Source organism: Streptomyces sp. 6-11-2, assembly GCF_006540305.1.
GTDB lineage: Bacteria > Actinomycetota > Actinomycetes > Streptomycetales > Streptomycetaceae > Streptomyces.
This window is the reverse complement of the sequence record NZ_BJOR01000001.1, coordinates 4,732,989-4,745,874: the sequence shown is the minus strand read 5'-3', so window position 1 is coordinate 4,745,874 and position 12,886 is coordinate 4,732,989. Positions and strand designations below refer to the sequence as shown.

Below are 12,886 nucleotides of genomic sequence, written 5' to 3'. Positions count from 1 at the left end.
GCGCAGCTCAGTGCGCGTGACCGCTCGACGCAGGTGCCGGGGCCGCGTTCTTGACCGTCAGAGGCAGCAACTTCTTGCCGGTCGGGCCGATTTGTATGGCCGTGTCCATCTGCGGACATACCCCGCAATCGAAGCAGGGGGTCCAGCGGCAGTCCTCGACCTCGGTCTCGTCGAGGGCGTCCTGCCAGTCCTCCCAGAGCCAGTCCTTGTCGAGACCGGAGTCGAGGTGGTCCCAGGGGAGGACCTCCTCGTAGGTGCGCTCGCGGGTGGTGTACCAGTCGACGTCCACGCCGAAGGGGGCGAGGGCCTTGTCCGCGCCGGCCATCCAGCGGTCGTAGGAGAAGTGCTCGCGCCAGCCGTCGAAGCGGCCGCCGTCGTCGTAGACCGCGCGGATGACGGCGCCGATCCGGCGGTCGCCGCGGGAGAGCAGGCCCTCGACGATGCCGGGCTTGCCGTCGTGGTAGCGGAAGCCGATCGAGCGGCCGTACTTCTTGTCGCCGCGGATCTTGTCGCGGAGCTTCTCCAGGCGGGCGTCCGTCCCCTCGGAGGAGAGCTGGGGCGCCCACTGGAACGGGGTGTGCGGCTTGGGGACGAAGCCGCCGATCGAGACCGTGCAGCGGATGTCGTTGGAGCCGGACACCTCGCGGCCCTTCTGGATCACGCGGGTCGCCATGTCGGCGATCTGGAGGACGTCCTCGTCCGTCTCCGTGGGCAGACCGCACATGAAGTACAGCTTCACCTGGCGCCAGCCGTTGCCGTAGGCCGTGGCGACGGTGCGGATCAGGTCGTCCTCCGAGACCATCTTGTTGATGACCTTGCGGATGCGCTCCGAGCCGCCCTCCGGGGCGAAGGTGAGGCCCGAGCGGCGGCCGTTGCGGGTCAGCTCGTTCGCCAGGTCGATGTTGAAGGCGTCCACACGGGTGGAGGGCAGCGAGAGGCCGATCTTGTCGGCCTCGTAGCGGTCGGCGAGGCCCTTGGCGAGGTCGCCGATCTCCGAGTGGTCGGCCGAGGACAGGGAGAGCAGGCCCACCTCCTCGAAGCCGGTCGCCTTCAGGCCGGCCTCCACCATGTCGCCGATGCCCGTGATGGAGCGCTCGCGCACCGGGCGGGTGATCATGCCGGCCTGGCAGAAGCGGCACCCCCGCGTGCAGCCGCGGAAGATCTCGACCGACATGCGCTCGTGGACCGTCTCCGCCAGCGGCACCAGCGGCTGCTTGGGGTACGGCCACTCGTCCAGGTCCATCACCGTGTGCTTCGACACACGCCACGGGACGCCCGACTTGTTGGGGACCACGCGGCCGATACGGCCGTCGGGGAGGTACTCGACGTCGTAGAAGCCGGGCACGTACACCCCGCCCGTCCTCGCCAGGCGGAAGAGGAGTTCCTCGCGCCCGCCCGGGCGGCCCTCCGCCTTCCAGGCGCGGATGATCTCCGTGACCTCCAGCACCGCCTGCTCACCGTCACCGATGACCGCGCAGTCGATGAAGTCGGCGATCGGCTCGGGGTTGAAGGCGGCGTGGCCGCCCGCCATCACGATCGGGTCGTCGATCGTGCGGTCCCTGGCCTCCAGCGGGATTCCGGCCAGGTCCAGGGCCGTCAGCATGTTCGTGTAGCCCAGCTCCGTGGAGAAGGACAGGCCGAAGACGTCGAAGGCCTTCACCGGACGGTGGCCGTCCACCGTGAACTGCGGGACGCCGTGCTCCCGCATCAGCGCCTCCAGGTCGGGCCACACGCTGTAGGTGCGCTCGGCCAGGACACCCTCGCGCTCGTTGAGGACCTCGTAGAGGATCATGACGCCCTGGTTGGGCAGGCCGACCTCGTAGGCGTCCGGGTACATGAGCGCCCAGCGGACATCGCAGGACTCCCAGGGCTTGACCGTGGAGTTGAGTTCTCCGCCGACGTACTGGATCGGCTTCTGCACATGCGGGAGCAGAGCTTCGAGCTGCGGGAACACAGACTCGACGGTCTCGGCGGCTTCGGCAGGCATCTCGACGGACCTTCGTGAGCTGACAGGGGGGACCACCAAGCGTAACCCGGTCCCGGACCTGTCCCGAACGCCCGGCAGGCGGTCGCGGGAGCGCTCAGAGGGCCGTCCCCTTCTCGATCGCCCGCCAGGTTTCCGGCAGCCGGGCCTCCAGCTCGGCCGCACTCTGCTCCTCGCGTCCGTGGAGCACCCCGTACGTGAACGCGCTCTCCCCCGCCTCGTGCGCCTGGCCGGCCAGCTCGCGCAGGGTCCGGCGGGCCATGACGCTGTCCTGGTGGTCGCCGAGCAGGCTCTGCAGCGACTTCGCCGCCTTCACCAGGCCGACGGCCGGATCGCCGAGGGCGGGTACGGCCGCCTCGGCCGCGTACCGGGTGGCCTTGGCCTTCTTGCGGGCCTCGTGCAGGGCGAGGTCGCGGTCGTGGCCGGGTGGCAGGTCGAGGGCGTGCCGGAGCAGGGCGGAGAGCGCCGCGAAGTCCTTGTGCACGGCCTTGGTGATCACCTTGGCCGGCTTCCCGGCGGCGGCCGGGCGCAGCGGCGGGTCGGCCAGCAGGGCGTCGAGTGTGTCGAGGAGGGCCAGGTGGCGGTCGCTGTCGAGGTCGGCGAGGAGGCGGCGGCGCGCGTCGCCGCGGGCGCTCCGCGACCAGGTGCGCAGCCGGGTGCGGACGGGGCCGGTGATCAGGGTGTAGGGCAGTTCGTCGAGGCCGGTGGTGAGGCGTTCGGCGAGGACTTCCTGGTCGCGGCCGAGCCCGAGTTCGGTGCCGAGCCATTTCAGTTCCGCGCGGACCGGGTCGGTGGTGGTCCGGTCCAGGACCTTGCGGTAGGTGCGCAGGGCGCTGCGCAGGCGGCGGGTGGCTACGCGCATTTGGTGGACGGAGTCGTACTCGTCCCGGCGTACGGCGGGGTCGAGTGCGACGAGGGCGTCGCGCTGGGCGCGCAGGTAGGCGAGGACGTGGTCGCCGGCCGTCGTGGGGGCCGCGTGGCCGGCCGCCGTGGGGCGGGGGCGGTCCGGCGGGGCGGTCTCGGTCAGGGCGCGGGCCAGTTTGGAGGCCGCCGGGGAGGGGCGTACGCCCGCCTTGCGCAGGCGTTTGCCGACGGCGTCGAGGAGCGCCGGGTCGCCGTCGTCGGCGAGTTCCACCTCGATCTCGGTCCACTGGGCGGCGCCGCCGTGACCGGTCAGCCGTTCGGCCCGTACGGCGTCGACGGCGACCTCGGCGAGCGGGGTGCCGTCGGCGTCGACGAGGTGGCTGATCCCCCGGCGGGAGCGGATGCGGACCAGTGGGAGCAGTTCGGCGTCGCGGACGCGGGAGCGGACGAGTCCGGCGAGGGCGGGGGGCACGGTGTCGGAGAGGGGGGCGTGGATCTCGTCGCGTACGCCGGGGCTGACCGGGAACTTCAGGTGCCAGCCGGCGTCGGCGCCGCCGGTGCGGCGGCGCAGGGTGAGTCCGTCGGCGGTGAGGCGTTCGTCGGGGGTGTCGTAGTAGACGGCGTCGAGTTCGGCGACGCCCTGGTCGACGACGGCCGCCACCGGGCCGACGCCGGTCAGGTCGGGGAGTCCGCCGTCGCCGGCCTCGTACTTCCGCTCGATCTCCCTTTTCGCCTTGATGTCCGCCATGACCCGAATCTAGTGCGGGTCCGGCCCCGGCGGCAGGGGTCCGGGCGCGGGTCGCCGCCGCTACGCCGACATGGGCCGCTGCACTCTGATCGACTGGAGCAGTCCGACCGCCACCCAGACCGCGAACATCGACGAGCCGCCGTAGGAGACGAAGGGCAGGGGCAGGCCGGTGACCGGCATGATGCCCAAGGTCATGCCGATGTTCTCGAAGGACTGGAAGGCGAACCAGGCGACGATTCCGGCGGCGACGATCGTGCCGTACAGCTCGGTCGTCTCGCGGGCGATGCGGCAGGCGCGCCAGAGCACGATGCCGAGCAGCAGGATGATCAGGCCGGCGCCGAGGAAGCCGAGTTCCTCGCCCGCGACCGTGAAGACGAAGTCGGTCTGCTGTTCGGGAACGAACTGGCCGGTGGTCTGGGAGCCGTGGAAGAGGCCCGCGCCGGTCAGGCCGCCGGAGCCGATGGCGATGCGGGCCTGGTTGGTGTTGTAGCCGACGCCGGCCGGGTCGAGGCTGGGGTTGGCGAAGGCGGCGAACCGGTTGATCTGGTACTGGTCCAGGATGTGCAGTTGCCAGACGGCGATGCAGCCGACGACGCCGGCGGTGAGCAGGCCGAAGACCCAGCGATTGGAGGTGCCGGAGGCGAGCAGCACGCCGAGGATGATGGTCAGCAGGACCAGGACCGTGCCGAGGTCGGGCATGAGCAGCACGACCATGATCGGTACGGAGGCGAGGCCGAGCGCCTGAAGGACCGTGCGGTGGTCGGGGTACATCTTGTCGCCCGCGTCGACCCGTGCCGCGAGCAGCATCGCCATGCCCAGAATGATCGTGACCTTCACGAACTCGGAGGGCTGGAGGGAGAAGCCGCCGCCGAGGACGATCCAGTTGCGGTTGCCGTTGATGGTGGCGCCGAGCGGGGTGAGCACCAGCAGCACGCCGAGGACCGAGAGCCCGTACAGGATGGGCACGACGTTGCGCAGGGTGCGGTGGCCGAGCCAGACGGTGCCGATCATCAGGGCGAACCCGATGCCGGTGTTCATGAGGTGCCGGATCAGGAAGTAGTACGGGTCGCCCTGGTTGATGCCGGTGCGGTTGCGGGTGGCGGAGTAGACCAGGGCGGCGCCGATCGCGGACAGCGCCAGCGCGCAGAACAGTATCGGCCAGTCGAGCCGGCGGGCGGCCGAGTCGCGGGCGAAGACCCGTGTCCAGCCGCCCTTTTCGGGGCCGTACCCGGAGATGGAGAAGCTGTTCGCGCCGGTCATGCGGTCATCCTCCGGCTTCCCCTTCGGCGCTGGCGCCTGCGGGTGTCGCGGTTGCCTGTGGGGGGCGAGGCAGTGGTCGCAGGCGGCTGCTGGTCGTTCGGTGCGGTGCCACCCTGCTGGTCGTTCGCGGTGGTGCCGCCGCCCTGCCCGGCCTGCTCGGCGGCCTGCTTGGCGATCTCCTCCTGGTCCTTGGCCGGGTCGGCGGGGACCTTCGCGGCGGCGATCGAGCCGTCGGGCCGGATCTGCGGCAGGCTCTTCTGCGGGGTGGCCAGCAGGGCCTTCTTGTTGTCGATGGAGCCGTCGGCCTGGACGCCGTACATGGCGCTGTAGATGTTGCGGACGGCCTCACCGGAGGCGCCGGAGCCGGTACCGGCCTGGGCGATGGTCATGATGACCGTGTAGTCCTTGCTGTAGGTGGCCAGCCAGGACGTGGTCTGCTTGCCGTAGACCTCGGCGGTACCGGTCTTGGCGTGCAGCGGGATCTTGTCCTGCGGCCAGCCGGCGAACTTCCAGGCGGCGGTACCGCGGGTGGCCACGCCGGCCAGGGCCTGGTCCATCATGTCGCGGGTGGCCTTGGTGATGGGCAGCTTGCCGTGGGACTTCGGCTTGATCTCGGTGATGTGCTTGCCGTCGGAGCTGACGATCGCCTTGCCGATGCTCGGCGTGTACATGGTGCCGCCGTTGGAGATCGCGCCGTAGATGACGGCCTCCTGGATCGGGGTGAGGAGGGTGTCGCCCTGACCGATGGAGTAGTTGATCGAGTCGCCCTCGCGCAGCTTGTTGCCCTCGAGGCAGTTCTCGTAGGCGATCTTCTCGACGTAGCTGCCGTCCTTCTTGCCGGTCTCGCACCAGTTGTCCTTGTTGGCCTCCCAGTACCGCTGCTTCCACTCGCGGTCGGGGACGCGGCCGGTGACCTCGCCCGGCAGGTCGATGCCGGTCTCCTTGCCGAGGCCGAACTGGTGGGCGGCCTTGTAGAAGTAGTCCTTCGGCTTGCCCTTCTTGGGGTTGATGCCGCCGTCCTTCTTCCACTCGGTGTCCGAGAGGTAGTAGAAGACGGTGTCGCAGGAGACCTCCAGGGCCCGGCCGAGTGAGATCGGACCGAAGCTCTCCCCCTCGAAGTTCTTGAAGACCTGGTTGCCGACCGAGTAGGAGCTGGTGCAGGGGTAGTTGCCGTTGAAGTCGTAGCCGGCCTCGACCGCGGCGGCCGTGGAGACCACCTTGAAGGTCGAGCCGGGCGCGGACTGCCCCTGGATGGCCCGGTTCAGCAGCGGGTAGTCGGAGTCCTTGCCGGTGAGCGCCTTGTAGTCCTTGGCGGAGATGCCGCCGACCCAGGCGTTCGGGTCGTATGTGGGGGCGGACGCCATGGCGACGATGCGGCCGGTCCTGGCCTCCATCACGACGACGGCCCCGGAGTCGGCCTTGTAGTTCTTGTTGGTGATCTTGTCCCACTGGGTCCGGGCGGCCTTCATCGCCTTGTCCAGCTCGTACTCGGCGATCCGCTGGACGCGGGAGTCGATGCTGGTGACCAGGCTGGAGCCGGACTCGGCGGCGTCCGACTGGGCCTTGCCGATGACGCGGCCGAGGTTGTCGACCTCGTAGCGGGTGACGCCGGCCTTGCCGCGCAGTTCCTTGTCGTACTGCCGTTCCAGCCCGGAGCGGCCGACCATGTCGGAGCGCAGGTAGGGCGAGTCGGTGTCCTTGGCCTTCTGGATCTCGTCGTCGGTGACCGGTGAGAGATAGCCGAGGACCTGGGCGGAGTTGGACTTGCCGGGCCCGGGGTAGCGGCGCACGGCCTCGGGCTCGGCGGTGATGCCGGGGAAGTCCTCGGCGCGTTCGCGGATCTGCAGGGCCTGGCGGGGGGTGGCCTCGTCGGTGATGGGGATGGGCTGGTACGGCGAGCCGTTCCAGCAGGGCTGCGGGGTCTTGGAGTCGCACAGCCGGACCTTCGTCATGACCTCGTCGACGTCCATGCCGAGGACGCCGGCGAGCTTGGTGAGGACCGCCTTGCCGTCGTCCTTCTGCTTCAGCAGGTCGGTGCGGGAGGCGGAGACCACCAGCCGGGTCTCGTTGTCGGCGAGCGGCACACCGCGGGCGTCCAGGATGGAGCCGCGCACGGCGGGCTGGACGACCTGCTGGACGTGGTTGCCGGAGGCCTCTTTCTGGTACTGGGCACCCTCGCGGATCTGGAGGTACCACAGCCGGCCGCCGAGCGTGCCGAGCAGGGAGAGGACGAGGATCTGGATGACGACGAGCCGGGTCTGGACGCGTGGGGTCCGACCGGTTTCAGGAATATTTGTCATGGGCGAAGCCCATTCCTTGGAAAAGTGGTGGGAGACGGGTGGGCGGTCACGGGTGCTGCCTCCCCCTCTCAGAGCGTGTAACGGACCTGTGCGGCCGGCGGGGCGGCCGACTGCCGTGCTGTCACAGCCGCTTGACCCCCTTGATGCGGCCGACCCGAGTGGTGCGGGTGCGGGCCTTGGCCTTCAGACTGCCGAGCGCGCCGCGCCGGCCCCCGATGCTCAGTCCGGTGCCGGAGGAGAGCCAGCCGGAGGAGATGTCGGTCTTCTTGGCGGCGGAGCCGGAGTCGGCGAGCGGATCGTTCTCCGCGCGCCTGGCCAGCCACATGATCCCGGGCACGACGAAGGGGGCGAGCAGCAGGTCGTACACGGCGGCCGTCAGCAGCAGTCCGCCCAGGCCGACATGGCGTGCGGCGGTGTCGCCGACGAGGGCGCCGACGCCCGCGTACAGGAGGGTGGAGCCGATGGCGGCGGCCACCACCACGGCCATGGGGCCGGTGGCCGACTTGACCTGGCCGGTCTCGGGTTTGATGAGTCCGGCGAGGTAGCCGATGACGCACAGTACGAGGGCGTAGCGGCCGGCGGCGTGGTCGGCGGGCGGGGCGATGTCGGCGAGCAGTCCGGCGCCGAAGCCGACCAGGGCGCCGCCGATGTGGCCGTAGACCATGGCCAGGCCGAGGACGGTGAGCAGGAGCAGGTCGGGGACGGCTCCGGGCAGGTGCAGCCGGGACAGGACACTCACCTGGATCACCAGGGCGACGACGACCAGCGCGCTGGAGAGCAGGATCCGGTTGGGGCGCATGGGACGTGAAGCTCCTACTGCTGCGGATAGTCGTTGGCGTAGGCGTCGGCGGACGGGGTGACCGTCACGGTCACCGTGGGCGTCGGGGTCGGCTTGGGCTTCGGTGGCAGGACCTCGTCACGCGGGTCCTTCTTCGGGGCCTGGACGACGACGCCGACGACGTCGAGCTTGGTGAAGCCGACGAACGGCGTGACGTAGACGGTGCGGGTCAGGTCGCCGCCGGAGGGGTCGACGCGGGAGACGACACCGACCGGGACGCCCGGCACGAAGGGCTTGTTGCCCTGGGAGCCGAAGGTGACCAGGCGGTCGCCCTTCTTCACGTCCGCCTTGCCGTTGAGGAGTTGCACGCGCAGGGGGCGGTCGCCCTGGCCGGAGGCGAAGCCGAGTTCGTCGCTGCCCTCCATACGGGTGCCGACGGTGAAGTCGGGGTCGTTGGCGAGCAGCACGGTGGAGGTGCTGGGGCCCACGGTGGTGACGCGGCCGACCAGTCCGTCGGCGTTGAGGACGGTCATGTCGCGCTGGAGGCCGTCGTTGGCGCCGGCGTCGATGGTGATGGTCCAGGAGAAGCCCTGGGACGCCCCTATGGCGATGACCTGGGCGCCCTTGATGCCGTACTGGCCGTCGCCGGCCAGCTTGAGCATCTTGTTCAGCTGGGTGAGACGGCTGCGTTTGCGGTCGTCGCTGCCGAGTTCGGCCTTGAGGGCGGCGTTCTCCTTCTCCAGCGCGGCGAGCCGGTCGTGGCGCTCGCCGGAGTCGCGGACCGCGGAGACCGCGTCGCCGACCGGGTTCACCGCGGCCGACACGCCGTTCTCGATCGGACCGAAGACGGTGGCGGCGGCCCGCCGGGCACCGTCCACCGGGGAGTTCTCCCCGCCGCGGATGTCCACCGTGATCAGTGCGAACGCGATGGCGATCAGCAGCACCAGGAGCAGCCGGCTCTCTTTCGTGTCCCTCACGTGCGGCGGCCGTGCCCTTCCTCATAGGAACTGGGTGGCCCCGGCGAAGCGCGGTCTGCGCGCGCAAATCCAAGGGGCCCGTTTGCGGGAGCTTATGCCTCTATATCAACGATCCGCCGCACGAGAAAAGATCATCTCGTACGGCGGAGTCGCTGAGTTGTGTCATCTGCGGGGCTGGGCGTCCAGGACCTGCTGGAGTGCCTCGAACTCCTCGACGCACTTGCCCGAGCCGAGCGCCACGCTGTCCAGCGGGTCCTCGGCGATGTGGATCGGCATGCCGGTCTCACTGCGCAGCCGCTCGTCCAGGCCGCGCAGCAGAGCTCCGCCGCCGGTCAGAACGATTCCGCGGTCCATGATGTCGCCGGAGAGCTCCGGCGGGCACTTGTCGAGGGTGGTCTTGACCGCGTCGACGATCGCGTTGACCGGTTCCTCGATCGCCCTGCGCACCTCGGCGGCCGAGATGACGACGGTCTTCGGCAGCCCGGAGACGAGGTCACGGCCGCGGATTTCGGTGTGCTCGTCGGAGTCGAGGTCGTACGCCGACCCGATCGTGAGCTTGATCTGTTCGGCCGTCCGCTCGCCCAGCAGGAGCGAGTACTCCTTCTTGACGTGCTGGATGATGGCGTTGTCCAGCTCGTCGCCCGCGACGCGGATGGACTGGGCGGTGACGATGCCGCCGAGCGAGATGACCGCGACCTCCGTGGTGCCGCCGCCGATGTCCACCACCATGTTGCCCGTGGCCTCGTGGACCGGCAGGCCGGAGCCGATGGCCGCGGCCATCGGCTCCTCGATGATGTGCACCTGGCGCGCGCCGGCCTGGGACGAAGCCTCGATGACGGCGCGGCGCTCGACGCCGGTGATACCGGAGGGCACGCAGACGACGACCCGCGGACGAGCCAGATACCGTCGCTTGTGGATCTTCAGAATGAAGTAGCGGAGCATCCGCTCGGTGATCTCGAAGTCCGCGATCACGCCGTCCTTGAGCGGACGCACGGCGACGATGTTGCCCGGCGTGCGCCCGATCATCTTCTTCGCCTCGGCGCCGACCGCGAGGATCCCACCGGTGTTGGTGTTGATCGCGACGACGGACGGCTCGTTGAGTACAATCCCGCGACCCCTGACGTACACCAGCGTGTTGGCGGTCCCGAGGTCGACAGCCATGTCACGGCCGATGAACGACATTGAGTTCCCCATCAGGATTCGTCTGGCCTTCCCTGGGAGCGTTTGACGGCATTTCAGGTACGGCGAGGTGGGTGCTGTGACGTGAAGGCTTCCATCGTAGACGCGCCCGCACGAACACTGCGCGAGGGTCTCCGCCATTGTCAGCAGATGGCGTACCGCCTCGCTTCTGGAGACGGTCCATCGGGGGCACTCGTTCCCCCGATCGGCACCGCATATGCCACCGGGCGGCCGGATTCGTGCGGCCGCCCAGGCCAGGCGGGCGGCCGAGCTGACGGTATGTCAGCTCGACGGGGCCGGGGAAGGCGCTCGGGGGTCAGCCGCGGCCGGGGAAGAAGATCTTCACCTCGCGCTCGGCGGACTCCTCGGAGTCGGAGGCGTGGATCAGGTTCTCCCGGACGATCACGCCGTAGTCGCCGCGGATCGAACCCGGAGCGGCGGCGATCGGGTCGGTCGGGCCGGCCAGCGCTCGCACGCCCTCGATGACCCGCTCGCCCTCGACGATCATGACGACGACCGGACCGGAGGCCATGAACACCATCAGCGGCTCGTAGAAGGGCTTGCCCTTGTGCTCGCCGTAGTGCTGCTCCAAGGTCTCCGTGTCCAGGGTGCGCAGGTCCAGCGCGGTGATCTGCCAGCCGGCCTTGCGCTCGATACGGCTGATGATCTCGCCGGTCAGGCCACGACGGACGGCGTCGGGCTTGAGGATGACGAGGGTGCGCTGGGTCACGGGTGGCTCCTTCACCTGGCAGATGTGCGGTGGGACGAGGTTACAGGGCGTGTCACCGCTCCTGTCACGCAGCGTCAGCCGGAGGGCCGACCTCGGCGGCCTGGGCCGCGAACCTGGCCTTGGCCTCCTCGATCTTCCGCCCGAAGTGCACCGACGCCCACCACAGCGCCGCGAAGACCGCACCGAGGAAGTACATCATCGGCACGACCAGGCCGGACGCGATCAGCGCGAACTGGAGCACCCAGCCGAGGATCACACCGGCGGGCCGGGTCACCACACCGCACAGCAGCAGGCACAGCAGCATCGCGATGCCGCTGACCGTCCACACGGTCGCCATGGACAGGCCGGGGTCCTTCATCGCGACCAGCGCGGCGAAGCCGATGACGAAGAACTCGCCGATCAGGGTCGAGGAACACAGCGTACGCACGAGAAGTCAGCCCCTCCCCAGGAGCAGTCGGGCCTCACCGACGGTGATGACGGAGCCGGTGACGAGCACACCGCCGCCGGCGAACTCGCCCTCCTCCTCGGCGAGCGTGATCGCGGCCTCCAGCGCGTCCGGCAGCCGCGGCTCGACCTGGACCCGCTCCTCGCCGAACACCTCGACGGCGAGCGCGGCCAGCTCGTCGGCGTCCATCGCCCGGTGGCTGGAGTTCTGCGTGACCACGATCTCCGCGAAGATCGGCTCGAAGGCCTCCAGCAGACCGCGCACGTTCTTGTCGCCGCTGGCCCCGACCACCCCGATCAGCCGGCTGAAGTCGAACGCCTCCCGGACCGCCTCGGCGGTCACCCGCGCGCCCGCCGGGTTGTGCGCGGCGTCCAGCACCACGGTCGGCGAGCGCCGTACGACCTCCATCCGGCCCGGCGAGGACACGGCCGCGAACGCCTTGCGCACGGTGTCCACGTCCAGCGGCTGGGCGCGCTGCGCGCCGACGCCGAAGAACGCCTCGACGGCGGCGAGCGCCACGGCGGCGTTGTGCGCCTGGTGGGGGCCGTGCAGCGGCAGGTACACCTCGGTGTAGTCGCCGCCCAGGCCGCGCAGGGTCAGCAGCTGTCCGCCCACGGCCACCCGGCGGGCCACGACACCGAACTCCAGCCCCTCGCGGGCGACCGTCGCGTCGACCTCCACGGCCTTCTTCAGCAGGACCTGCGCGGCGTCCACCGGCTGCTGGGCCATGATCACCGTCGCGTCCTGCTTGATGATGCCGGCCTTCTCCCCGGCGATCTCGCCGGGCGTGGTGCCCAGGCGGTCGGTGTGATCCAGGTCGATGGGGGTCACCACGGCGACGTCACCGTCGATGACGTTCGTGGCGTCCCAGCTGCCGCCCATCCCGACCTCCACGACGGCCACGTCGACCGGCGCGTCGGCGAAGGCGGCGTACGCCATGCCGGTCAGCACCTCGAAGAAGGACAGCCGGTACTCCTGCGAGGCGTCGACCATCTCCACGTAGGGCTTGATGTCGTGATACGTCTCGACGAACCGCTCGGCGGAGATCGGCGCGCCGTCCAGGCTGATCCGCTCGGTGACCGACTGCACGTGCGGGGAGGTGTACCGGCCGGTGCGCAGGTCGAAGGCGCCGAGCAGGGCCTCGATCATGCGGGCGGTGGAGGTCTTGCCGTTGGTGCCGGTGATGTGGAGGGACGGGTAGGACCGCTGCGGCTCGCCCAGGACGTCCATCAGCGCGGCGATCCGGCTGACCGAGGGCTCCAGCTTGGTCTCGCCCCAGCGGGTGGCCAGCTCCCCTTCGACCTCGCGCAGCGCCTTGTCGACCTCGGGGTCCTCCGGGCGCCCGGGGTCGTCCGCCTGCGACGGACCGCCCTGGGTCCGCAGGGTGCGGCTGCCGGCCTCGATGACCGCGAGATCGGGGTCGCGTTCGGTCTCCGTGGCGATGATCTCGTCAAAGGTGTCGAGAGGGTCTGGCTGGCCGCTGCTGTCCGGGGGGAGCTCACTCACGGGGCCAAGTGTACGGAGGGTCGCCGACATTCTGGGCGAAGGCCCCCGGAGTCGCATGACTCCGGGGGCCTTCGTTGCCTTCGCGTGGATCCGTCCGCGGGCCGCGCGCCAGTGC

At 70.0% G+C, this 12,886-nt stretch carries 10 protein-coding genes; all 10 read right to left on the bottom strand.

The features are described from left to right. Nucleotides 1-7 precede the first annotated feature (7 nt). Nucleotides 8-1,987 carry a TIGR03960 family B12-binding radical SAM protein gene (locus TNCT6_RS20855; RefSeq protein WP_141360932.1) on the bottom strand — a complete coding sequence of 660 codons (1,980 nt, stop codon included), beginning with the start codon at nt 1,985-1,987 and terminating at the stop codon, nt 8-10. 94 nt (nt 1,988-2,081) lie between these two features. Then, nucleotides 2,082-3,596: a CYTH and CHAD domain-containing protein gene (locus TNCT6_RS20850; protein ID WP_141360930.1), complete on the bottom strand. Its 1,515-nt coding sequence runs from the start codon at nt 3,594-3,596 to the stop codon at nt 2,082-2,084. Nucleotides 3,597-3,656: 60 nt separating this feature from the next. Then, the gene (rodA, locus tag TNCT6_RS20845) at nt 3,657-4,856 is read right to left on the bottom strand and encodes a rod shape-determining protein RodA (RefSeq protein ID WP_141360928.1); all 1,200 of its coding nucleotides are present in this window, start codon (nt 4,854-4,856) and stop codon (nt 3,657-3,659) included. Next, on the bottom strand, nt 4,853-7,156 hold the full coding sequence (gene mrdA / locus TNCT6_RS20840) for a penicillin-binding protein 2 (protein ID WP_141360926.1): 2,304 nt from the start codon (nt 7,154-7,156) through the stop codon (nt 4,853-4,855). Before mrdA ends, rodA begins: the two co-directional genes overlap by 4 nt. Nucleotides 7,157-7,277: 121 nt before the next feature. After that, a complete protein-coding gene (mreD, locus tag TNCT6_RS20835) occupies nt 7,278-7,955 on the bottom strand; it encodes a rod shape-determining protein MreD (RefSeq protein ID WP_141360924.1) in 678 nt (225 codons plus the stop codon). Between the two features lie 14 nt (nt 7,956-7,969). Further along, nucleotides 7,970-8,911, bottom strand: a complete 942-nt coding sequence (mreC, locus tag TNCT6_RS20830) for a rod shape-determining protein MreC (RefSeq protein WP_141360922.1) — start codon at nt 8,909-8,911, stop codon at nt 7,970-7,972. A 162-nt stretch (nt 8,912-9,073) separates the two neighbouring features. Continuing rightward, nucleotides 9,074-10,093 (bottom strand): rod shape-determining protein, encoded by a 1,020-nt coding sequence (locus TNCT6_RS20825; protein ID WP_100566843.1) that lies wholly within the window; start codon nt 10,091-10,093, stop codon nt 9,074-9,076. 313 nt (nt 10,094-10,406) lie between these two features. Next, complete coding sequence (ndk, locus tag TNCT6_RS20820) at nt 10,407-10,820, bottom strand: nucleoside-diphosphate kinase (protein ID WP_141360920.1); 414 nt, start codon at nt 10,818-10,820, stop codon at nt 10,407-10,409. 64 nt (nt 10,821-10,884) lie between these two features. Next, the gene (locus TNCT6_RS20815) at nt 10,885-11,247 is read right to left on the bottom strand and encodes a DUF4233 domain-containing protein (protein WP_141360918.1); all 363 of its coding nucleotides are present in this window, start codon (nt 11,245-11,247) and stop codon (nt 10,885-10,887) included. 6 nt (nt 11,248-11,253) lie between these two features. Beyond that, nucleotides 11,254-12,801, bottom strand: coding sequence for a folylpolyglutamate synthase/dihydrofolate synthase family protein (locus TNCT6_RS20810; protein ID WP_373996194.1), 1,548 nt, complete (start codon nt 12,799-12,801; stop codon nt 11,254-11,256). Between the last annotated feature and the right edge of the window lie 85 nt (nt 12,802-12,886).

Bases quoted from the DNA above. Each gene is read 5' to 3' on its own strand.
- TNCT6_RS20850 (WP_141360930.1), bottom strand. From the start codon at position 3,596: ATGGCGGACATCAAGGCGAAAAGGGAGATCGAGCGGAAGTACGAGGCC.
- TNCT6_RS20810 (WP_373996194.1), bottom strand. From the start codon at position 12,801: ATGTCGGCGACCCTCCGTACACTTGGCCCCGTGAGTGAGCTCCCCCCG.
- rodA (WP_141360928.1), bottom strand. From the start codon at position 4,856: ATGACCGGCGCGAACAGCTTCTCCATCTCCGGGTACGGCCCCGAAAAG.
- TNCT6_RS20825 (WP_100566843.1), bottom strand. From the start codon at position 10,093: ATGTCGTTCATCGGCCGTGACATGGCTGTCGACCTCGGGACCGCCAAC.
- mrdA (WP_141360926.1), bottom strand. From the start codon at position 7,156: ATGACAAATATTCCTGAAACCGGTCGGACCCCACGCGTCCAGACCCGG.
- TNCT6_RS20855 (WP_141360932.1), bottom strand. From the start codon at position 1,987: ATGCCTGCCGAAGCCGCCGAGACCGTCGAGTCTGTGTTCCCGCAGCTC.
- mreD (WP_141360924.1), bottom strand. From the start codon at position 7,955: ATGCGCCCCAACCGGATCCTGCTCTCCAGCGCGCTGGTCGTCGTCGCC.